This window comes from Bacteroidota bacterium (genome assembly GCA_005882315.1).
Taxonomy (GTDB): domain Bacteria; phylum Bacteroidota; class Bacteroidia; order Chitinophagales; family Chitinophagaceae; genus VBAR01.
In genome coordinates this window covers 12,622-35,177 of the sequence record VBAR01000007.1, presented here as the reverse complement: position 1 = coordinate 35,177, position 22,556 = coordinate 12,622, and the positions used below count along the sequence as shown (strand labels likewise).

Sequence of the window (22,556 nt, the reverse complement as noted above, 5' to 3'; positions counted from 1 at the left end):
AGTTAATTTTTCTGTGTGCACAGGTTTTTATCCGTCATAACATCTATATTCGATTACACCAACAGAGCCTTGTCAGCATTAAATTTTAAAATTCACAAATGAATCTTCTAGGAAATCTCGTCTGGCTTTTATTCGGGGGCTTGTTCGCAGCAATTGGATATTTAATTGGCGGCCTTGTATTGTGCATTACAGTTATAGGAATTCCCTGGGGTCTTCAGTGCTTTAAACTGGCAGGATTAGTCTTATGGCCCTTCGGAAAAAAAGTAGTGTATGACAGTTCCAATGCCGGTTGCCTGGGAATGTTGGCAAATATCATATGGCTGATTTTCGGAGGACTGTACACAGCCATCATTCATATTATCATGGGAATTTTATTATCTATTACAATAATTGGTATTCCCTGGGGCCAGCAACATTTTAAGTTGGTTGAAATATCTTTAATGCCTTTTGGTAAGAAAATAATCTGGGATTGATTTTTTTTCCTCGCCTTAGTTCATGTCCGTAAAATAAAATGTCTTAATTAAACTTAGCCGCTATATAAGCAGCCAGGTTCTCATCACTCATTTTATTGGAAGTGCTTTCCAGTGTAACGGTATTTTTAAACTGCGCTGTATCTTTCATGTAACGCATTAACTGCTCCTGCGAAGTACCAGTACCAGTCAAATGTACTTCCTCAGCGTTTTGCATGTAGGATAAAATTTCTTTAAAAAATTTATGCTGTAATGTTCGTTCATCATTGTGTTCGTTTTTTTCACTGGTATTATGTTCGGCACCGGCATTGCCCGCAATACCGAGCACCGTAAAATCTTCAGCAGTTGCATTGGCCCTGCCTACTACTGTTGCATGATGCGTATCCATCCATACACCAAATTGTTTTTTGTTCTTTTGTGTCATACTTAAAGATTTGTTTGTTTATACCGGTAGCTTTCACATACCTCGTTGAATTAATTGTATCATTCTGCTTTTAATGAACCGCCGCTACCTGTTCATAAAAAAACAGAAACCACGAATCATTTAAACCACACATTGATAGTTTTATTTTTTCAATGTTCTGATGAAATTTACAAGACTCCAGATATCATCGTTTTCAGGAATTTTCTTTTTGAAGCCAGGCATATTATCCCGTCCTTTTGCAGTTTTATAATAAAGTGAGCCATCTGACTGAGACTGAGTAGTAGCTTTTGAAAAATCTCCCGGCTCAGTATCTAATTGTGATGCCTTGGTTCCATCACCCAATCCCTTTTTACCATGGCAAGACTGGCAGTGGATTACCCATAATGCCTTACCATCTGCAATGGAAGAAGCCTCAGGCTTAATTGGGTTAACTTTATTTTTATCTGCATCTGGAACCGGCCATGGTTTTGGCTGGTCTGTTTTCTTCAGGTCAAAACCGGCGACAACTATCCCGGTAATGATTGCCAGCATTACAACAGGTATTTTCATTTTAATTTGTATTTATAAATATGAGATTAATAAACTAAAAAATAATCCGTTCTGGAATTCTATAGAACGACCATAATGGCACAACTCATCCCGCAACGTTTCAACTTTTCGGCCTGCTTTTCTAAGTATGATATAAAGCAGGAACGATGCTTTGAACCCGCCTGCAAATAAAGGTCAGTTCGTTTTTTTTAATAACTATTACACAATTGCATATAGAATTTATATTATTCATAGTTTCTCCTCGTTGGATTTCTGTTATTAAACAAATCAGGGCTGGTACAATAAAAAATGGTGAGTGGCATCATTTAACATGCTAAGACGCATCATGTTTTTCATTCACTTTTTTTCCGGATATTACAGCATAAATAAAACTATGTGGTGGCAGTATGTATTGGTTTTCTTAGGCGCCGTATTAATGGATATCACTCCACTTCCTTTACCCCCGGCATTTACCATCATGATCTTATTGCAGATAACATTTGGCCTTTCTGTATGGCCGGTGATCGTTGTAGGAGTCATTGGTTCCATCGTAGGCCGGTATATTCTTACCCTTTATATTCCTGTTATATCCGACAGGATATTTATACGAGCAAAAAATGAAGACATCCGGTTCCTTGGCAATAAACTAAAAACCAAGGGCTGGAAAAGCCAGCTCTTCATCCTGTTTTATACATTGTTGCCATTGCCTTCCACACCCTTATTTGTTGCAGGCGGTATAGCGAAAATGAAACCTATCTACATCATACCTGCTTTTTTTGTTGGCAAATTTACCAGCGACAGCATTGCCGTATTTATGGGCAAGTTTGCTGCAGAAAATACAGAGAGTTTGTTATTGGGTATGCTGTCATGGAAATCTATCGCAGGGTTGCTGACTGGACTTTTTTTTCTTTTTATGTTAGTGTTTATTGACTGGCGGTCACTGCTACAGGAAAAAAAATTAAGGCTGAAGTTTAATATCTGGAAATAAAAACAGAAGCCTGCATTTCAAAAGCCCACAGCTATCAAAAGATAGAGAAGAAAAGGAAATCAATACCCTCGTACAATAAATTACTATCTTTAAAAAGTCCTGCCCTTTTGTATCCCCAATTAAATTTCCACCTAAACAACTTCATATGAAATCGATTTTTTTATTTATTACTGCTATCACTGTTTGTTACGGATGCAATTCTAAAAAAGATTCACCTGCTGCTGAAAATGAAGCCCTCGCTATTAAAAAGGAATTACCCTCTGCAGCCATACAAATAAAATCGGCACTACTAGCTGCCCCAGCTGAAAAAAGAGATGGTTGTACAGTTTATGGCTATTCACCCGATAAACAACTCATCCTTCTAAAACAAGGCACCAACGAATTGATCTGTCTTGCCGATAATCCAGATGAACCCGATTTTTCTGTAGCCTGTTATGTTAAGGAACTGGAACCTTTTATGCAAAGAGGTCGTGAACTAAGAAAGCAAGGCATTAAAGATGATTCGTTATTTAATGAACGGGAGAAAGAAGTAAAAGCAGGCACATTGCAAATGCCAAAGCAACCTGCAGCCTTGTATGTATATTCTTCAAAAGAGGAAGATTATAATCGCACAACCGGTGACGTAAAAAAGGGATACCTGCGTTATGTAATTTATATGCCTTATGCAACAGTCGCAAGTACGGGTTTGCCGGAAAAACCATCTGCTGATGGCATGCCATGGATCATGAATGCCGGAACACATAGTGCACATATTATGATCAATCCTTAATAATATTCACTCAAGTTATATACCGCATTAATTCCTCTGTGATGCGTCGGGTATCAACGACAAACTATAATCACCGTTTCGGTATGACAGACTCCGGTGTTTTCTGCATACCCCATCCTCCCATAACTTAACTTTACCATCAATCTTTTTATTATGGAAATTACTATACGGGAGATTCATCCCGATGATGTCGTTGCTATTAATGCACTTTCAAAACAATTGGGTTATCCTTTAACCGAAGAACAAACACTTCAGAATATCAAACTGGTACTGGCCAGTAAAGATCATACTGCTTTTGTCGCAGTGCATGAAAACAAGATAGCAGGATGGCTTGGACTTGCACATACAATCCTGATCGAAGTGTTGCCTTATTGCGAGATCAATGGTATAGTAGTAGATGAAGCCTACAGGGGAAAAGGCGTAGGCAAACTGCTGATTGAAAAAGCAAAGCAATGGGCAAGAGAAAAAGGAAATACTAAATTAAAACTGCATTGTAATATCATAAGAACCGAAGCACATAAGTTTTACGGGCATCTTGGATTTATAGAAACCAAACAACAGAAAAATTTTGAATTGAATATCTGAAGGATGATTAACGTTGTTCTATAAAAATCCGGCAACAAATTTGAACAGAACAGCGTAATTATTTTTAAGCATGAACAAACGACAACCTTCACTTGTATTTTGTATTCTAATGGATATAATTGGTTATGCTACTTATACTGTTCCTTTTTTGGGAGAAATTGGTGACATAGTATGGGCGCCTGTTTCAGCTATTATTTTCTACGCCAGCTTTGGAGGATGGAAAGGTGCTATCGGTGGCATTGGTAACTTCATTGAAGAATTGTTACCCGGTACCGATTTCATTCCAAGTTTTACCATCATGTGGTTCCTTCAGCAAAACCAAAAGAAAAAAATAAGTATGCCAACCCGGTTTTCAAGATAACTGGCCTACAACAACTGGAAAACGGGGTTACATATTTTTATCTTTCTTTCTGTCGGCTTCTTCTTTCGACTCCTTATCATTTTCCTCAGCGTTTTCTTTAGCGTTTTTCACGACAGAAGAGACAGGTCCTTCCATGTGTTCCTGCGGGTCCGTTGTATGCAGAGTTTCCGGATCGGGTTTTAATCCCGGACCTTTCTGGCCTTTATCTTTTTTCTTGTCTTTAGTTTGATTTGCCATATTCAATATTTTTTTACATACATAAAATACCAAATTTCAGACCATTCAGTGTTGGTTCGTTATTTGAAGCCTGGAAATAGTTGTGGTACAACAGATACTATTAAAACATATCTTACTTGATCCAAAGACAACCCAGCGTTATTTATGACCATAAAATTTAACTCTATTCAGCTTACACTGGTCATTTTTTGGCTGCTGCTGTTTCCTTCCTGTCCCCCAAAAGAATTCGTGGAGCCTGCAACAGAAACGGAGGCTGTTATTAATAATGTTGTTCCAAATGATACTGTTGCTATTAGTCATGATACTGTTATTACTCCTCCGCCTTCTGTAACAATTATTCCTTACAGTTCCCACCCTATCAATACCGGCTCCACCACACCGAAAGAATTGCTGGCCTATGCAAATACATTGATTGGTATACCCTACAAATATGCCTCTACTGATCCGTCTATTGGATTTGACTGCTCAGGCTTTATCACCTATGTATTCAACCATTTTAAAATAGCCGTTCCGAGATCCTCCATTGATTTCACCAATGTAGAACGGGAGATAAAACCTGGCGATGCAAAACCCGGGGATATTGTTCTCTTTACCGGAACGGATACTACAACCCGTGACGTAGGTCATATGGGTATCCTTACTTCAACTGAAAATGGAGATTATTATTTTATTCATTCCACATCTGGAAAAGCAAACGGTGTCACCATCAGTCCGCTGAATAAATATTATGCTGTCCGTTTTGTAAAGATCATCCGAATCTTTCCGCAGAATGATATCGATCTTTAAATTGTTATTCTCCGGATGTGGCGAATATATTCCCCACTATGGGATTTTTTTAGGAGCCGAAGCCTGATGCAATGAATAGTATAAGCTTCTCATGATTTACCAATGGGGTATCGTGCAACTACAGCACATGGCATAGTTTTAGAATATAACAGCGTTGTTAATAAGAATTATGTAAGTATTTTATTTTATTATATAAGCTTCCGGTTAATAATGTATTCATCTTTATAGCTGGTAGTATTCGATCATCATATTTATCAACACTAAAACCAAATGAACATGAAACCATCATTTAACTTCAACGCTACATTAAAAAAGTATTTTTTGATAATTGCAGTTTTCTTTTTTCAAGGCCTTGCATGGGCACAAGATAAAAAAGTAGATGTAGACATAAGTGTGGGTAAAAAAGAAAGTGATTGGTATCAGCAGCCATGGGTTTGGGTTGTTGGGGGAGCAATTTTTCTATTAATACTGGTAGGTCTTTTAAAAGGCGGAGGCAAGAAAGAATGACCTGGTACAGATTTATTATTATTTTTTTCAAAATAAATTTATATGCAAAATTGGCTTAGAACATTATTAGCAGGTTATGCTGGTTGGAAATGGGGCGGCGGCTGCCTTGGATTTATTGCAGTTTTTGCAATTGTATATTTTTTACTTGGAAAATGCTGAGTTTATCCGGACATAGCCCCTTATCATCGTAACTTAATTTTGGATGAAAGGTGTATTTATAGTGCATATCCCTAATAAACTGGCATATATTTTTCATTAGTTTAAACAAACGTATTTGTATGCCTAAAGCAAAAAGTAAAAAACCCGAGGCAGATGTTCCCAAAAAATCTTCTTCAAAGGGATTAACAGCAACCGAAATTGTAAGAAAAAAAATGCGGGAAAACTCGACTATAACGGAAGAGGATATGAAGAATGTGAGAATAGATGTGTCTTTACCAAAAGATAAAGCACACGAACCTCTCCCCATTCCTGCTAACCCTGAACGACCAAAGGATGAAGATAAAGACAATAAAACAACAACTCCCTGGGATGTAATCAGTGAGTGATTATGTAATAGTTATTTATTTTTTATTTGTTGCTGTTTTAAAATGCCATTATTGCAAATTGTGATTTTATCATTTAAACATCTTTCCTTCAAAAAAGCCGGGATTCTTTCGCCAGGAATGTTAATGTGGACTATCGGCAGTTCACTGCTCATTAATATAGCCTACCTTACAAGTATACCCAAAAAACATACATGAAAATCACTAGTATAAAACTGGCATGGCTGGTTTTGTTTTCCGTTTTTGGATCTGCGGCCATTGGCCAGTACAACTGGAAACTAAGTAAAGATGAGGACGGAATAAAAGTTTACCTCTCGGAAGTAAAGCATTCAAAATTTAAAAATATAAAAGTAGAGTGTACCCTTGAAGGAACCTATGATAAATTGATGGCTGTGCTAAATGATGTAGACAATCAGAAAAGCTGGGTATACAATAATATAAGCTCTTCCATCCTGAAAAGGATGAGTGCCAATGAATTTTATTATTATACAAAAACCCATTTACCCTGGCCGATGACAAACAGGGATGCTGTTATTCATCTGAAAATGAATAAGGACAGTCTTAACCGTTTTTTGAAGATCTCAGCCGTGAGTGTGGCGGGCTTGGTGCCTGAAAAAAGCGACTTAGTAAGAGTGCCCCGGTCAGATATAAGCTGGTATGTTATTATGCCAACACCAAAAACAATCAGCATCGTTTATATATTCGATGCAGAGCCGGGAGGCAGTCTTCCTGCATGGGCGGTCAATATGTTTACCGAAAAAGGACCATATGAAAGTTTTAAAAAATTATCAAAACTGCTGAAATAGATTTTATTCCTCCCCGTTCTGTTTGTTTGCTTTACGCATTCTTTTTAACTCTCTTATTAACCAGATTACAACAGGTATAGTAACTGCAAGTATAAAGCCAATGATGATATAATTTAACCAGGGCTTTAGTAATGGTCTGCTACCGATAAAATAACCGACTAGCACAAAACTCAGTACCCAAACGGTTGAGCCGGTAATGGTGAGTAAAGCAAACTTGCGAAAATTCAGCCCCACCATGCCCGCCACAATTGATGCAAATGTGCGGATGATAGGTAAATACAACCCAAGTGTCAATGCGAGCCAGCCATACTTTTTATAAAACGATTCTGCTGTTGTAAGATGCTGCTTTTTAAAAAAACGAGAATCTTTTCGTTTATATAACAAAGGTCCTGTCTTCCATCCGAACCAATAACCTGTTAGGTTACCTGCAATTGAAGCAATGGCCAGTAAAATACAGATTGTGAAAATATTATAATGCAAATCACCGGTTGCTGCAAAAATTCCCGCTGTAAATAATATGGCGCCGGTTGGTACAAAAAAGCAGAAGAATAAGCCAGTACTGCCATAAACCAAAAGAAAAATGAGCAGTAACCCGCCGTACCTGATTAGTGACTCAATATCAAAAATGGATAAAAACATAGCGAACAATATTGTTTTACATCAATTTATGGCAACTCCATAAAGATAATGATCATTAAAATCTTTTAGTCATGGCGTTATGGGCACATTAGCATAATGTTTGTATTCAGAAAAAATGTTTTAGATTTATAACCCACAAATTTGATTTTATTATGTCTTATAAAAAATATCATTTGGTGAATTGGACACTTCTTTTAGTTTCTGTATTAATTCTTTTGTTGGTGGTGCTTTGGGGACATTTTGTTGTGCTTAAATAGCAGTGTTTTTTTATTGCAGTTGGTACTGGAAATAAAAGAAATTGGGCAAACACTGATTTGCTCAACGATTATACCCTTTCACAAGATGGCTTTGAAAAAAGAGAAAGAAGCAAAATTAAATGAGATCCTGACTGCTGAGCAACAACAAAGTACAAAGAGATGATAGAGAAAAAGAAAAAGGAGATAAGCTCAAAACCATCAAGATCCTAAATCACTAATTGATCTTTTGACAAAAAAACTGGTTAGAAATACCGACTTTTTTGTTGCCTGATTTTCAAAATACTCCTCATAAGTTGATGGCTTAAATAAAAAAGTTCCGCCCGGATTGGATTTAAAACCCGGGCGGAACAAAATTCCGTTATATAATTTATTTCTACCTGTTGTATGAATATGTGTTTACATAAGCCGCCAGTTCATTTCTTTTAGTCTGGCTTGCCAGCACATCATACATTAAACTAAAATTCTGCGGATCGGTGATGTTATTATATGAAGATTTGGCTAGTTGCAGGCGGTTATCTTCATCACTCACCAGTTGAATTAATTGTTTGGCCTGCGCCACGGTGAAATAATTATTTTCATTATTGAAAATATCTGTCAATGCAGACATCTTTGCTCCAAGTCCCCAACGATTACTCACATCATTATATATAACATTAAAATTTGCATCCGTCATTGGAATTTTTTCAGTTGTATAGACAGTACTGCCATTATAGTTATAATTATTTCTCACATAAGTATCCAATTCAGTCCTGCTGGATTGACTGGCTAATAAATCGTATAACTGGCTGAAATTAGCCGGATCCACTACATTATTATATGCAGATTTTGCAAGTTGCAGCCTGTTTGGTTCTGAACTTACCAATTGAATAAGTTGCTTTGACTGCACTACAGTGAAGAAATTACTTTCTTTATTAAAAATATCCGTTAATGCAGACATCTTTGCTCCAAGTCCCCAACGGTTCTCAACACTACGATATAGCGTATTAAAATCAGCATCACTCATTGCTGTTTGCAGAATTCCGGCATTATTGCCATCAAATGAATTTACAAAACGGGTCAACTCATTCCTGCTGGATTGGCTACTGAGTAATTCATGTATTCTCGAAAAATTCGCAGGATTGGTAATCCCTCTATAAGATTGTTTTGCAAGATAAAGCCTGTTTGTTTCACCAGAAACCAACTGAATCAATTGCCTCGCTTGAGCAACAGTATAATAATTATTTGTATTACTAAATATGCCTAAGATATATGAAACTTTTGCGCTGGTCGTTGTTTGCCGCTGTGCAGCACGGTAAAAATTATTAAACCTGTTTGTGGTCATAGCAGTTGTATTACCGCTGTTGTTAGCATTATAATCACTTACATATGCTGCCAGGTCATTTCTGTAGGCCGTGCTATTTAGCAAACTATACAGTTGAGTAAAATTTGCGGGATCCGTAATACTCCGGTAAGATGCCTTTGCTAAACTAAGCCTGCTACTCTGCGAATAAATCAACTCAATCAGTTGCTTTGCCTGTGCAACAGTGAAATAGTTACTTGTATTTGCAAATGCATTGTTTACTAAACTCAGCTTTGTATTGGCCTGGTTTTGATTTAGCACACTCCTGTACAATACATTGAAATTTGCATCTGTCATTGGCACACCATAAGCTCCCGTGTTATTGCTTGTCCACTTTGTTTCCCTTTGCTGCACACTTCCATTTGCAGCAATATTGATAGAAAGATCATATCCTGAGCGGAGATAAAAAACGGTAGTGTTTCCGGTATTATTTACTTCACCAGTACGTATGATCTGTAATGTATGTTGACCAGGTTGGAGGTCTGTGATACTAACAGGAGTATTAACTCCTGAATTATTAATATCGTTGCGAATATCATAACTTTTGCTATCAACAATTACCCGTTCATTATCTGCTCCACGTACATTAATAGTTAGGGTACTGCTACTTTGTGCAAACACTGATATCGCAGTAAAGCAGGTTACAAAAAAACTTAATATCGTTTTCATAAAGGTTTTGTTTTTATTAAATAAAATGATACATGCTATAAAAACAAAGTCTATACCAATAAGGATAAGATGCAGATTTACAATAACAGTGAAAAATAAAAGAGAAAGGGGGAATATTTTGCTCAGTTATTTTTATTTACAAAAAATTGTACAAATAAAGTCCCGTCATAAGAATAAATGTCTCCGTCAGAAAACTCAGGCTTCAATAAAATTCTTTTACTTTTAAAAGAGTCAGTTTTTATGGAATGAAAATCAGCTACGCCAAAATCAAATCATTGGTTCAACTCTATGATTTGTTACCAGAAAATGAAAGGATGATATCCTTTGGGAATATATTGAAGTGGGTAAGCTGATAAAAAAGAGTGAGTTATTCTGGCGATCTTTTTACTCCGTCAGTTATCAGCAATCGCAATAACTGGTAAATAATAAATCCGCAGCAAGCCCCTGCAGTATTCAGCACCACATCATCCACATCTGTACTACGATAACTGGTGGCCAGTTGTAACAGTTCAATTCCGACTGAAGTAAGAAAACAAATAACGGTAACTACAAAAAAACTAACGGGCCTCCTTAATTTTTTATACAGCAATGGAAGATAAATCCCTAATGGTAATAACATCACAAAATTTCCCGAATTCTGTTTACCAAAAGTTTTATAGATATTGATCGTTCTAAATAAAACAAGGTTTACATGATCTTTTCTCTCTACCCGCTGCATCATATTGCCCCACCAGTCATGCATTGATACTTCGCGGAAAAGAATAAAGTATCCTGTGAGTGTAAGCACTGCAAATACATACACAAAAAAACTTGAGAGTACCAATCTTTCAAAAAAATTATTCTGCTTTCTCCTGGTTGTAACAATGATGATCCATGCATAAAACAGCAAAACGGTTATTGCCAATCCTGCTACTCGCTTAAAACTTGTTCCACTATATCTTTCTGCGTACAATGTTTGGAGGTAAAACAGGCTTACAATAAATACCGGCAGAACAATTAATATTTTTTTCAGCGTATTATTCATAAAAGAAGCAGGCTGTAAAATAATTCTAAAAATCCATACTTGTTAAATCCTCATAGAAGCAATGCACTAACAAAGAGTGATTTAAAACGATTCCGGACGATCCATTAACATTCACTAATTCTTTGGCATCGTTTTTCTACTATAGGGAATGAAAAACGAATTATTAATTATTAAAAACTCAGTTATGAAAAAAGTTTTATCATTTATTGCCGTAACTGCAGTGATAACTGTAGTAATGGTAGCTTGCAACAGCAAAACAGACAATGCAAAAATTGATGCTACTGAAATGGCACAATTTGAGGCTTGGAAAGCCACACAGGAAAAACCTGTAATACAGGAAAAAACTGTTGTGGTTAAGAAAAAAGCACCTGCCCGTCCTGTGGTTTATCAAAGTCCTGTTATGAAGGATGAAACACAAAATACGGCTAAAGTAAAAAAAGGCTGGAGTAAAGCTGCAAAAGGAACCGTGATTGGTGCCGCTTCAGGAGCCGTAATTGGTGCTGTAGTAAACAAACGTAACCGTGCAGCCGGTGCTGCCATTGGTGGTGTTATTGGTGGTGGCGGTGGTTATGTGATCGGACGTTCAATGGACAAGAAAGATGGTCGCTATTAGCAGCGAAGGATGATCAATACTTAAACGGGGCTTTTAACAAGCCCCGTTTTTCATTTTTACCTCTGCCAGCTATCTTTGCTGCCTAATCAGTATTTATGAAATACAGTATTCCTGTCTTTATTACTATTGCGATCCTGTTAATCTTTTCCTGTTCAAGAAGTGATGGAGGAGGGAACACTAATTCATCAAAAGGGAAAATTGAATTTCGTTTAACAGATGATCCATACTTCTATAAGTATTTCAAGATCGATTTTGATAAACTTGAATATAATACAAGTCCTGATCCATCAACTACTACCGGCTGGGTAGAAATTCCGCTTCAAAATAAAGGGATCATTGATATCATTCAGTATTCCAATGGCAGAGAACTTCCGTTGGGTAACCTGGAATTATTACCGTCAACAGTAAAGCTGTTGCGAATTAAATTTGGCACAAGAAATTCATTTGGCATTAATACTTTTCCCTACGGCGGTAGCACTTCTTTTTTTGACATGGAGCTTCATCCCTCTATTGCAAATGGTTTAGTAATTCCATTTAATGTAAATGTGCAGGCCGGAGCTACCAATAAAATTTATTTTGATTTTGATTTTGATGCCCGCAAATCAAGAATACAAACCGGGAGCACAACTTTCCAGCTCTTACCCTCTGTTCGTGTATTTGAATCTTCAGGTGTATCTGCTATTGAAGGCCGCTTGTTACCAATGTTGGCCCAACCTTATGTAAGAGTAATTTATTTGAATCATACCAGCCCACAGGATTTTACGGATACTGCATATGGCTATCCTGATGAAGCCGGGTATTTCAGAATACTGGGTGTAAATCCTGACAAAGCCTTGCCTGATTCTTCAACAGGTTTGCAAAAAGTTGAATTTTTACCTCGCTTTTTCCCGCAGCCACCTTATCAATCACAAGAACGTTTAGTACAGCTAATAAGAAACGGAACAGTTAATACCGATGAAATAATTCTTACGCAGTAAATAATTTTTTAAAAAAAGCAGCCATAAAAAATTATGGCTGCTCCTACACAATAGCCACTATTCTATTTTAAACGAATAGACATACCTAATTGCCCTACATAACTATGATCAACGATATTATCAAATCTTGATACATCTGTAAGACCAAAATTATACCGTCCATAAAAGCCAAGGCTGTAGGTTGCTTTTACACCTACACCTATATTTAATCCAACTTGAGTAGGTGCAAAATCATCCTTTACATTATAATTTGTACCACCACCCTTATCCTGCGCACTGGCTAATATTCCCAACTGAGGACCAAATTCAAAATACAGTTGTTTAACCGGGAAGTATTGTATCATCAATGGTATCTGTACATAATCAAGAGCCAACGTTCTTTGTTCCACATCTGAAAAATACCGTTGTCCTTCTCCAGAGTATAATACTTCAGGCTGAAAACACCAGCGGTTGTTGATGGTATGATGAAGAAATAAACCCGCATGTGCACCGACACGGCTATCTCCATTAAAACCGGTTAAACTTGCAAAATTAAATCCTCCTTTAATACCCGCCCCTATCTGTGCCCTGGTTGTAAAAGCCGAAATACTTAATACTGCTAACAGTATCATAGTTTTTGTTTTCATGTTACATGATTTTGCTCCAGGCTATGTTTTTCAAAGACGGTGCCAATACATGTATCCGACTTATTTGATAAATGAAACTCAGTCCAAAAAAATGTTATTCTGGCGTTTAACCGCATTGCCTGTCTGAAAACAGTTTGTTAAAACATCCATGTAAACTGCATTTTACTTCGTAGTGCTGGCATGCTGTGATTGTTTTGATTTAAATATTAACAATGTCCAAATCGGTTATCACAATTGGTTAATACAGCTTCACATTCATTTAACGCAAACTGGCCTGATTGTTTTAGATACATGATTCGTCATCAAAATTGATTTACTAAAAATTAAGAATCATTATGAAAAAAATACTACTTACCCTCGCTCCGGCGATGATCCTGTTTGCTTCTTGCAAAACATCAAATATCCGGGAACCCGAGTACCGGGAAATTCGTGATGTCCGCATCAAAGATGTAGGCCTGTTGAAAACAACAGCTGGATTGGATATAGTTTATTACAACCCTAATAATTTCGGTGTACAGGTCAACGATGCTGATGGTGATGTATATGTTGACAATATTTTACTTGGCCGTTTCAGTCTTGATGAAAAAATAGATGTGAAAAAACACAAGGAATTTGTAGTGCCGGCAGTACTGAAATTAAATAACCTTAATGCTTTTATCAATCACAAGGAAATCTGGAATAAAAAGGAGGCAAAAATCCGTATAGAAGGTAGGGCAAGAATGAAAAAAGCTGGTTACAGTACTGACGTACCTTTTAAATATGAAGGCATACAGAATATTGAAAACCTAAAGGAACTGGTTTTAAAAAAATAAAAACATCATAAGTTTAGAAAAATCCAGGCGATATCGTCTGGATTTTTTTATTTATAGACTTTATAGGGGCAATATTCCCTATGAGTGATCGTTTATTATTCATTGTTGAAAGAATTCTATCCACCCTTCACTATCCCTTGTAAAGCCACACGATCAGTCAAACCAAATTTTCAGTTATGAAAAAAATAGCTGTACTGCTTATTGTTGCCGGTCTTACATTCAGCAAATCTTCATGGTCGCAAAAAAAGTTAACGCTATCAGGTTTCATCGGTAGCGGTGTTTCTTTTTTTGGTGGGCCGGGTGCTGTAAGCAAATCCACTTATTACCGTAGCCCTGTTCCTTTTCCCAATTTTACTACTGATGTGGATACAATGGCTGTTCCTTATGGAAATAAGCCATATACCAATTTCTTAGCAGGTATTAATGCAGGTATGAAGTTTCCTTCAAAATGGATACTACGCTTTAGTATACAATATGAACATACCGGTGGAAGATTGGATGTTGACAGCATTACAACCCCACCAGTGAAATATAAAACGACAGGAACCTATTCCCGACAATATGATAATATTTCCTTCAATCCGCAGATCGGGAAAGTATTATCACAAAAAAAATTATCATTCATTTTATTTGCAGGTGTTGACTATACCTCAAAACTTGCAATGGGTGATGAGTGTGAATTTAAAGATCAGAATGGTCAAAACACAATTATTGGCTACTCAGGTGGTGAACCGGAAGTAAATGATTTCAGGGTTACATTGGGAGCTTCAGTATCCTACAAAAAATGGGGTATAGATATTAATTATAAACATGGCCTTACCAACTATAATAAATATGGTACTGATAAAGTGTTTTCAAGAATTTTTCACCTCCGTTTGCAATTTGCTTTTTTAGATAAGAGTATTTAGTAGTTCACTTTAGAAACGCAGGATATTTTCAACCCGGTTAAGTTCATCAGTGCTAAAGTCAGTATTTTCCAGGCAGTCGATATTATCTTTTAACTGTGAAGCTGCACTGACACCTACTAAAACAGAAGTAACACGTTTATCTTTCAATAACCATGCAATTGCCATTTGGGCTAGTGACTGTCCCCGCTGTTGCGCAATCTCATTCAACTGTCGCACTTTTGAAATCACTTTCTCTGAAATTGCTTCTTTAGTAATGGCGCCATTGCTCAATCCCCGGCCCACTCTTGAATCAGCAGGTATTTCTTTCAGGTATTTATCAGTAAGTAATCCCTGTGCCAAAGGTGAGAATGCAATACAACCGATCCCTTCATCACCCAATACATCCATCAAACCATTTTCTACCCAACGATCAAACATAGAATAACGTGGCTGATGGATCAAACAAGGAGTTCCTAACTGTTTTAAAATTGCTACTGCTTGTTTTGTTTCTGCGGCTGAGTAACTGGATATACCAACATACAATGCTTTTCCTTGTCTCACTATTAGGTCAAGTGCCGACATTGTTTCTTCCATCGGTGTATCCGGATCAGGCCGGTGAGAATAAAAAATATCTACATAATCTAATCCCATTCTTTTCAAACTCTGATCAAGGCTTGCAACTAAATACTTTTTTGAACCCCACTCACCATAAGGGCCGGGCCACATATAATATCCTGCTTTTGATGAAATGATCATTTCATCACGGTAGCCTGTAAAATTTTCTTTCAGAATTTTTCCGAAAACTTTTTCAGCTTCACCGGGAGGCGGGCCATAATTATTAGCAAGGTCAAAATGAGTGATGCCACTATCAAATGCTGTTCGGACAATCTTCCTGGCAGTTTTATAATCATCCACATTACCGAAGTTGTGCCAGAGACCTAAAGAAATTGCAGGTAGCATTAAGCCACTTCTGCCACAGCGGTTATACTGCATATTATCATATCGTGTTATTGATGCTTTGTATGCCATAGATTCAAAGTTAAATGACCATTTTTATTTTGTATAAACTTATAATGCCAAAAGACTGCATCCTCTTAAATCACTGCCATCCATCCTACCTAATATTTCAAAACCCCCATCAGGATATATTTTTCCTACATCATCAGTAGCTATAAAGGAGCAGGAATAAATATTGGCGAGGTCAATGATATTGATAGCTCCACTCCCCTGCGTATTTACTGAAAAAGGATCTTCATCATCCCTTACCAGCATTTTCATCCAGGGCGGGCAGTTGAATATGCCCTCACCTCTTGAATAAGCTTGTGAAAGTAATTCGGTCATTCCATATTCTGAATGAATAGTACTGACACCAAATGATCTTTTTAATACCCGGTGCATTTCATCCCTTATCAGTTCTTCTCTGCGGCCCTTCATGCCACCGGTTTCCATTATTACTGCATTCCTTAGGGACAATTTTTTTCGCTCAGCAAAATCAAGCAATGCAAAGCTGACCCCAATAAGCAGGACCGGCTGATCATTTTTCTCCAGTTCAAATAAGACTTCGGCCAGTTGATCAAAATCATACATATAAAAACTGCTATGCAGGTTACCTGTTTTTTGTACCAGCCTGTTCACCATATGAACCAGTGATGAGTTTTTTCTTTCAAGATAAGAAGGCAACAAACCGATGATGCACCATTTTTCAATGTCTCCGTAGAACTGCTGAAAGATCTTTGTAAATACCTGTTCGTACCAGGCAACGTTTTTTATAAAATGCCTGCTATTGATAGTGCCGGTAGTGCCGCTGCTTTCAAAAACCGTTTCTGCAACAAAAGAACCTGTTTTTATTTCATGCGATTTGAAAAAACGAATAGGCAAAAAGGGAATTTGCTCAGGGTTTTCTACCTTCTTTGCATCGGCACCTATAGCATTCACATAAGCACGGTAAACGCCGCAGTTGGCATATTGATGCCTGAAAACTTCAAGGGCAAGCTCCGGAAAACCCGCATCTGTAACATTTAAAATTTTATGCTTCCATTCACCCGTCATTTCGCTTTACTTTCGGTAAAAGATGTAAATTTGGTTATAATCCCTTTTTATGAAGATGAAAATCGTTGCGCTGCTACTTGGTTTTTCAGTTCTGCTTTTTATAGCATGCAAAAAAGATAAGTTTACCACAGAGCCGCAGCTTAAATTTAAATCCATTTCACCCACAACTGCAATAAAAGGCAATATTATCAATTTAAATGTATCCTTTACGGATGATGAAGGAGATATACAGGATACCGTTATCCTGGTAACTAAAAGATACAATAGTACAGGTGGTATTTTTACGCTGGATACTTTGAAGGTAAGAATGGACCCTGATGGCATTCCCGTTGCAAGAGATGGTGATCTCAATGTAAAATTCTGCTATGGTGAGTTTGTGACCGGCGCCCTTTTCCTTAATCTTGAAGCCGTGGATCGGGAAGCATCTTTTGGACTTATGATTAAAGATAAAGCCGGGCACCGCAGCAACTACGTAGAATCTGATAAAGTAATGCTGAAGAAACTTTGATGATTTGAAAAAAGTTTTCATACAGGCAATTTCCGTTTTTTTTTATTGTAATTTTTTTATAGCCCTTTGTGCAACCTCGCTGGTATATGAAACTATTTACCTGTTGCATCTCGGCTCACAAGTCCATTGGTTTGCGTGGCTGGTGTTTTTTTGTACGATGAATATCTACACATTTCACTATTACCTCAAAAGTCTGAAGCCTGAACAGGATAAACGACTCAACTGGTATAGAAAATACAAATTCGTTACCTGGTTTTTAATGCTGACTGGATGTGTTGCTATCGGGTATTTGATCATAACTCATTTTGAAATTTTATTTAGCAGTAGAAATATTGCCTGGACCTTAGCTATTCCGCTACTTTCACTGGCTTATTCATTTCCTTTTCTGCCGGGTGGCAAGGCGTTGCGGCATATTGGCTGGTTAAAACTTCCGCTACTCGGTCTTGTCTGGAGTTTGACCTCTGTATTATTGCCTGCTTTTTATACCGAAGACATACGCACAGGCAGCTCGCAGGTTTGGATATTGTTTTTTGACCGGCTGGTCTTTATATTGGCGCTATGCATGTTGTTTAACGTAAGAGATTATGAAGAAGATAAAGCCGCCGGTATTATAACACCGGTAGTGGCTTTGGGTCCGCAAGTAATTTTAACTAAGGGAAAATGGCAGATCTGCTTATTGAATGTCATCACGGCAATATTATTGATTCAATCATTTCATTTCAGCTCGCCCATTCAATACGCAGCTGTTTTAATACCGCTTATTTTATTATACCTGCTTTTTCAGTTTTTCAGGTCCGATAGAAGCGAAATGCAATTTGTTTATTTACATGACGGCCTGATGCCTGTTAAAGCTTTGCTGCTTATCTTCGCAGCTGTTTTATAGGGCAATAAAATTACTAAAGTACAAGAGTGCGACGCAACAAAAGTTCAATAGTAGCACTGCAGCTTGGTACATAAATAAAATAATCGTATGGCAAAAGCATCCAGACAAAAATCCGTTATTTCCGATTCTTCACTTTCGTTCCTGAAAAATTATATGAACAATGCCAGCCCGGTTGGTTTTGAAACCAGCGGACAAAAGATTTGGCTTGAATATTTAAAACCTTATGTTGATTCTCATTTTACCGACCCGTATGGGACAGCAGTAGGTGTAATAAATCCTGATCATCCTTTTAAAGTAGTGATAGAAGCACATGCAGATGAGATAAGCTGGTTTGTAAATTATATTACTAAAGAAGGATTGATCTATCTGAAACGCAATGGCGGCGTGGATCACCAGGTGGCCCCTGCTCAACGTGTATTCATTCATGGAAAAAAAGGAGTAGTGAAAGCTGTATTTGGCTGGCCGGCAATACATACACGTATCGGTAGTGCGGATCAGAAAGAACCAACACCACGTACCGATAATTTATGGCTCGATTGCGGTGCAAGAACTAAAAAAGAAGTTGAGATAATGGGCATTCATATCGGTGCTGTAGTTACTTACCAGGATGGTTTTGATGAACTAGCCCATGGAAATTATATCGGCCGTGCATTTGATAACCGCATTGGCGGATTTATGATAGCTGAGGTGGCAAGGCTGTTGAAAGAAAATAAAAAGAAACTTCCATATGGATTGTATGTAGTGAATGCAGTGCAGGAAGAAATTGGTTTGCGTGGTGCAGAAATGATCGCAAGAAGAATTAAACCGAATATAGCGATCGTAACGGATGTTACTCATGATACTACTACGCCGCTTATTAATAAAATGATAGAAGGCGATATAGTTTGTGGGAAAGGCCCATCGCTTGCTTATGCGCCGGCTGTACATAATAAATTATTGGCAGTTGTGGAAGAAGTTGCAGCCAAAAGTAAAATTGCTGTGCAATGGCGGGCACTCAGTCGCAGCACCGGCACAGACACCGATTCATTTGCATATAGTAACGATGGCTGCCCGTCAGTATTGATCAGCATTCCGCTGCGTTATATGCATACTACCGTTGAAATGTTGCATAAGGATGATATTGAGAACACAATAAAACTGATGTACGAAACATTATTAACTTTATCACCAAAGACTAACCTGAGTTATTTGTAATTTAATTTGTTGTTGCGTCCGCCGTAGGCGGATCATCATTCAGTAATTCTGTTCAGCATGTTTGAAATATTCTTATATATCGATCCGGGCAGCAGTTATCTTGTTCAGGTAATTATTGCAGCTGCATTGGGTGTTGCTTTCTTTTTTAAAAATATCTTTAAAAATATCTGGCTCTATATAAAATCCTTTTTCTCCCGTATAACTAAAACGGATAAGGACAACTGATGCCTGCAGCACAACCACATCTTGCCTCCTATCGTGATCCTTCAGGGTTCATCTTTGAAAAAGATGGTATTTTTTACAGGCAGGTAAATAAAGTTTTCAAAGATCATTTTGAATTTTTTATTTCCTCAGACTGCTATAAACATCTTGCAGAAAAAAAGTTGCTTATTAGTCATGATGAAGTAAAAGAAAATTTTTCCGGAGACGATAACTGGCTTACTACATTGGAACCAGAACAACTCAGTTATACCAGCTATCCCTATGAATGGAGTTTTGATATGCTAAAAGATGCTGCATTACTCACTTTGCAGCTAATGAAAGAATCTATTGCATTCGGAATGACACTGAAAGATGCAACACCATACAATGTTCAATGGCATAATGGAAGAATGACTTTTATTGATACACTTTCATTTGAAAAATATGATGAAACAAAACCATGGATAGCTTACCGGCAGTTTTGCGAATGCTTTTTGGGGCCATTGTTATTAACACATTATAGTAAACAACCTTTACACAACCTGCTTCTTTCCTGGCCTGATGGAATTCCATTACCCGTTATAAGATCATTACTACCTTTCCGCAGCCGGTTTTCTTTATTTACTTACCTGCATATACACCTACATGAAAAACTGACAAGACCCGGAAAGCAAACAAAACAAAATGTATCAGCATTTTCGAAAACAAAAATGCTGAATCTTGTTAATAGTCTTGAATCGGTGATAAAAGGTCTAAAAGCCCCATCCTCAAAAACAAACTGGAGTGATTACTACGAAGAAGCAGGACAACGTGGTGATTATGTAGAGCAGAAAAAAATAATCATAGAAAAGTGGCTTAATGAAATACCCGGCATTCAAACAGCGGTTGATCTCGGCGCTAATGACGGTTATTTTTCAGAGCTGGTAAGTTCAAAAAATGTTTTTACGGTTTCAGCCGAAGCAGATGCAGTTTGCGTGAACAACCTATACCTACAATGTAAAGAGAAAAAAAAATCATCAATACATCCTGCTATTATTGATTTAACCAACCCCTCGCCTGCTATTGGTGTGAATAATAAAGAGAGAAGCTCGTTTATCAGCCGCACAAAAACTGACCTTGCACTGGCACTTGCCCTTATCCATCATTTATGTATTGGCAAGAATATGTCGTTTGCCCAATGTGCTGAATTATTAGCAAATGTTTCAAAACAATTGATCATTGAATTTGTGCCAAAGCAGGATGCCAAAACACAACTGCTGTTACAAAACAAAAAAGATATTTATACTTACTACTCGGTTGAAGAATTTGAAAAAGTTTTTTCGACTGTGTTTTCAATAGAAAAAAAGGAATCGATATCCGGCACTCAACGGATTTTATATTTGATGAAGAAAAAATGAAAATAAATCTTGTCAACATATTAAAAACCTATCCTCTATTTGTATTTCTTTTACCATTATTCTTTGTTTTGCATGGCTATAATGTCTTTTATCCGCTTATACCTGCAAGCGATTTGCTTTTGTTGACATGCTTATACCTCGCAGGTGCAATTCTATTATTTTTTCTTTTCTGGTTTATATATAAAAAGTGGAGCAAAGCAGCGGTGCTTGCATTTGTATTGCAAAGTTTTAATTTCTTTTTTGGACCCGTACACGATTTTCTTAAAGGCAGTTTTTTCGGCAGGTACAGTTTTCTGTTACCTTTTATACTTATTCTTTCAATAATAATTTTCCTGGTCGTAAGAAAAACAACTCATCGTTTTATCAAAGTCACGCAATACCTTAACTTATTATTCATCCTGTTATGCATTATTGATATTATTTCAATTTTGGGCAAAAGTTCATTTAGTAAACCAGCAGCCTTACCTGACGACAATACACTAACAATATGTCAGGATTGTCCCAAGCCTGATATTTATTACATAATTGCAGATGAGTATGGCGGTCTTTCACAACTAAAAAATCTGTTCAATTTTGACAATATAGGGTTTGAAAATGAATTGAGAAAAAGAGGATTTCATATTATTGAAAATTCTAAAAGCAACTATAACTACACAATGTTTTCAGCTCCTTCAATACTTAATATGGATTATCTAAGCGGTATAGAAGGAAGAAACAGAAGTGTCAATGACAGGCGATTGACGAGCGAAATAATGAAAAACAATAGAGTGGTACGATTTTTAAAAAGCCAGGGGTATGAAATATTTAATCATTCTATTTTTGACTTAGAGGATCTGCCAGCACAGAATCACGGATCAATATTCCCCGCTCAAACACGACCACTGTTGAGCCAAACACTTTTATATCGGTTGCAAAAGGATCTTTGGTATCACCTGGTAACAAATCTTAAACTATCGTCAGCAGAAAAATCGCTTATTTATCAGGATAAAAAAAATAATGAACAGTTTATAGAACTCACGAGTAAAATCGCTATGAAAGAAACTAAAAACCCAAAGTTTGTATATACCCATCTACTGATGCCTCATTACCCATATTATTATGATAAAGATGGAAAAGAGATATCATATAAGTTTCTTCACGATGAGTATGCAACAGATGGCACACGATATATCAGCTATCTCCAATATTGTAATACTATTTTTCTTCAATTCATTGATGGACTTAAATCAGCCTCTCACAAACCGCCCATTATTATCTTTATGAGTGATCATGGTTTTAAAAGCTTTAAAAACAATGCAAATGACAGTAGCAGTTTTTTTAATCTCAATGCTGTGTTTTTGCCTGACTCTTCTTACACAGGATTCTATAAGGGGATGAGTAATGTAAACCAGTTTAGGGTATTACTCAATACTGAATTCAGGCAAAAACTCCCAATGTTGAAAGATTCAGTTTCTTTTATAACTGAATAAAAAATACAG

27 protein-coding genes are annotated in these 22,556 nt (G+C 37.0%); 18 read left to right on the top strand and 9 right to left on the bottom strand.

From position 1 onward, the window contains the following. The first annotated feature begins 98 nt into the window (after positions 1-98). On the top strand, positions 99-473 hold the full coding sequence (locus tag E6H07_19460) for a YccF domain-containing protein (protein TMI61416.1): 375 nt from the start codon (positions 99-101) through the stop codon (positions 471-473). 43 nt (positions 474-516) lie between these two features. Here E6H07_19460 and E6H07_19455 read toward each other — a convergent pair whose 3' ends face one another. Further along, positions 517-894 carry a hypothetical protein gene (locus E6H07_19455; GenBank protein TMI61415.1) on the bottom strand — a complete coding sequence of 126 codons (378 nt, stop codon included), beginning with the start codon at positions 892-894 and terminating at the stop codon, positions 517-519. A 141-nt stretch (positions 895-1,035) separates the two neighbouring features. Beyond that, positions 1,036-1,443, bottom strand: coding sequence for a cytochrome c (locus E6H07_19450; GenBank protein ID TMI61414.1), 408 nt, complete (start codon positions 1,441-1,443; stop codon positions 1,036-1,038). Positions 1,444-1,816: 373 nt separating this feature from the next. On the opposite strand from E6H07_19450, the gene E6H07_19445 reads away from it, so the two are divergent. The 4 genes from E6H07_19445 (at position 1,817) to E6H07_19430 (ending at position 4,125) form a co-directional block, all read left to right on the top strand. Continuing rightward, positions 1,817-2,410 carry a hypothetical protein gene (locus tag E6H07_19445; protein TMI61452.1) on the top strand — a complete coding sequence of 198 codons (594 nt, stop codon included), beginning with the start codon at positions 1,817-1,819 and terminating at the stop codon, positions 2,408-2,410. Positions 2,411-2,555: 145 nt separating this feature from the next. Beyond that, positions 2,556-3,179: a hypothetical protein gene (locus E6H07_19440; protein TMI61413.1), complete on the top strand. Its 624-nt coding sequence runs from the start codon at positions 2,556-2,558 to the stop codon at positions 3,177-3,179. 153 nt (positions 3,180-3,332) lie between these two features. Continuing rightward, a complete protein-coding gene (locus E6H07_19435; protein ID TMI61412.1) occupies positions 3,333-3,764 on the top strand; it encodes a GNAT family N-acetyltransferase in 432 nt (143 codons plus the stop codon). Positions 3,765-3,834: 70 nt separating this feature from the next. Next, on the top strand, positions 3,835-4,125 hold the full coding sequence (locus E6H07_19430; GenBank protein TMI61411.1) for a hypothetical protein: 291 nt from the start codon (positions 3,835-3,837) through the stop codon (positions 4,123-4,125). A 27-nt stretch (positions 4,126-4,152) separates the two neighbouring features. On the opposite strand, the gene E6H07_19425 is transcribed toward E6H07_19430, so the two are convergent. Then, positions 4,153-4,362: a hypothetical protein gene (locus tag E6H07_19425; GenBank protein TMI61410.1), complete on the bottom strand. Its 210-nt coding sequence runs from the start codon at positions 4,360-4,362 to the stop codon at positions 4,153-4,155. A 144-nt stretch (positions 4,363-4,506) separates the two neighbouring features. On the opposite strand from E6H07_19425, the gene E6H07_19420 reads away from it, so the two are divergent. From E6H07_19420 to E6H07_19405, 4 genes are all read left to right on the top strand, one after another. Then, positions 4,507-5,148: an NlpC/P60 family protein gene (locus E6H07_19420; protein TMI61409.1), complete on the top strand. Its 642-nt coding sequence runs from the start codon at positions 4,507-4,509 to the stop codon at positions 5,146-5,148. A gap of 276 nt (positions 5,149-5,424) precedes the next feature. Further along, a complete protein-coding gene (locus E6H07_19415; protein ID TMI61408.1) occupies positions 5,425-5,655 on the top strand; it encodes a hypothetical protein in 231 nt (76 codons plus the stop codon). Positions 5,656-5,933: 278 nt separating this feature from the next. Continuing rightward, positions 5,934-6,200 (top strand): hypothetical protein, encoded by a 267-nt coding sequence (locus E6H07_19410; GenBank protein TMI61407.1) that lies wholly within the window; start codon positions 5,934-5,936, stop codon positions 6,198-6,200. Between the two features lie 191 nt (positions 6,201-6,391). Further along, the gene (locus tag E6H07_19405; GenBank protein TMI61406.1) at positions 6,392-7,003 is read left to right on the top strand and encodes a lipid-binding protein; all 612 of its coding nucleotides are present in this window, start codon (positions 6,392-6,394) and stop codon (positions 7,001-7,003) included. A 3-nt stretch (positions 7,004-7,006) separates the two neighbouring features. On the opposite strand, the gene E6H07_19400 is transcribed toward E6H07_19405, so the two are convergent. The 3 genes from E6H07_19400 to E6H07_19390 all read right to left on the bottom strand — a co-directional run bounded on the left by E6H07_19400 (position 7,007) and on the right by E6H07_19390 (position 10,931). Then, positions 7,007-7,642 (bottom strand): hypothetical protein, encoded by a 636-nt coding sequence (locus tag E6H07_19400; GenBank protein ID TMI61405.1) that lies wholly within the window; start codon positions 7,640-7,642, stop codon positions 7,007-7,009. A gap of 630 nt (positions 7,643-8,272) precedes the next feature. Further along, positions 8,273-9,907 carry a DUF4476 domain-containing protein gene (locus E6H07_19395; protein TMI61404.1) on the bottom strand — a complete coding sequence of 545 codons (1,635 nt, stop codon included), beginning with the start codon at positions 9,905-9,907 and terminating at the stop codon, positions 8,273-8,275. Positions 9,908-10,274: 367 nt separating this feature from the next. Beyond that, positions 10,275-10,931 carry a VanZ family protein gene (locus tag E6H07_19390; GenBank protein TMI61403.1) on the bottom strand — a complete coding sequence of 219 codons (657 nt, stop codon included), beginning with the start codon at positions 10,929-10,931 and terminating at the stop codon, positions 10,275-10,277. Between the two features lie 400 nt (positions 10,932-11,331). Between E6H07_19390 and E6H07_19385 the strand changes: the two genes are divergently transcribed. Continuing rightward, complete coding sequence (locus tag E6H07_19385) at positions 11,332-11,544, top strand: glycine zipper 2TM domain-containing protein (GenBank protein ID TMI61451.1); 213 nt, start codon at positions 11,332-11,334, stop codon at positions 11,542-11,544. A 95-nt stretch (positions 11,545-11,639) separates the two neighbouring features. Then, positions 11,640-12,521, top strand: a complete 882-nt coding sequence (locus E6H07_19380) for a DUF4382 domain-containing protein (protein TMI61402.1) — start codon at positions 11,640-11,642, stop codon at positions 12,519-12,521. A 62-nt stretch (positions 12,522-12,583) separates the two neighbouring features. On the opposite strand, the gene E6H07_19375 is transcribed toward E6H07_19380, so the two are convergent. Then, positions 12,584-13,147: a PorT family protein gene (locus tag E6H07_19375; GenBank protein ID TMI61401.1), complete on the bottom strand. Its 564-nt coding sequence runs from the start codon at positions 13,145-13,147 to the stop codon at positions 12,584-12,586. A 335-nt stretch (positions 13,148-13,482) separates the two neighbouring features. On the opposite strand from E6H07_19375, the gene E6H07_19370 reads away from it, so the two are divergent. After that, positions 13,483-13,959, top strand: coding sequence for a hypothetical protein (locus tag E6H07_19370; protein ID TMI61400.1), 477 nt, complete (start codon positions 13,483-13,485; stop codon positions 13,957-13,959). A gap of 176 nt (positions 13,960-14,135) precedes the next feature. Then, a complete protein-coding gene (locus tag E6H07_19365; protein ID TMI61399.1) occupies positions 14,136-14,867 on the top strand; it encodes a PorT family protein in 732 nt (243 codons plus the stop codon). A 9-nt stretch (positions 14,868-14,876) separates the two neighbouring features. On the opposite strand, the gene mgrA is transcribed toward E6H07_19365, so the two are convergent. Continuing rightward, the gene (mgrA, locus tag E6H07_19360) at positions 14,877-15,875 is read right to left on the bottom strand and encodes an L-glyceraldehyde 3-phosphate reductase (GenBank protein ID TMI61398.1); all 999 of its coding nucleotides are present in this window, start codon (positions 15,873-15,875) and stop codon (positions 14,877-14,879) included. A 39-nt stretch (positions 15,876-15,914) separates the two neighbouring features. Next, a complete protein-coding gene (locus tag E6H07_19355) occupies positions 15,915-16,895 on the bottom strand; it encodes an acyl transferase (GenBank protein TMI61397.1) in 981 nt (326 codons plus the stop codon). 49 nt (positions 16,896-16,944) lie between these two features. On the opposite strand from E6H07_19355, the gene E6H07_19350 reads away from it, so the two are divergent. The 5 genes from E6H07_19350 (at position 16,945) to E6H07_19330 (ending at position 22,547) form a co-directional block, all read left to right on the top strand. Beyond that, positions 16,945-17,403, top strand: a complete 459-nt coding sequence (locus E6H07_19350; protein ID TMI61396.1) for a hypothetical protein — start codon at positions 16,945-16,947, stop codon at positions 17,401-17,403. Positions 17,404-17,407: 4 nt separating this feature from the next. Continuing rightward, positions 17,408-18,286 carry a hypothetical protein gene (locus E6H07_19345; protein TMI61395.1) on the top strand — a complete coding sequence of 293 codons (879 nt, stop codon included), beginning with the start codon at positions 17,408-17,410 and terminating at the stop codon, positions 18,284-18,286. Positions 18,287-18,373: 87 nt separating this feature from the next. Next, a complete protein-coding gene (locus E6H07_19340) occupies positions 18,374-19,480 on the top strand; it encodes a M42 family metallopeptidase (protein ID TMI61394.1) in 1,107 nt (368 codons plus the stop codon). A 224-nt stretch (positions 19,481-19,704) separates the two neighbouring features. Beyond that, entirely contained in the window at positions 19,705-21,078 is a 1,374-nt protein-coding gene (locus tag E6H07_19335) for an SAM-dependent methyltransferase (protein TMI61393.1), read from the top strand. Continuing rightward, positions 21,075-22,547: a hypothetical protein gene (locus E6H07_19330; GenBank protein ID TMI61392.1), complete on the top strand. Its 1,473-nt coding sequence runs from the start codon at positions 21,075-21,077 to the stop codon at positions 22,545-22,547. Before E6H07_19335 ends, E6H07_19330 begins: the two co-directional genes overlap by 4 nt. Positions 22,548-22,556 lie beyond the last annotated feature (9 nt).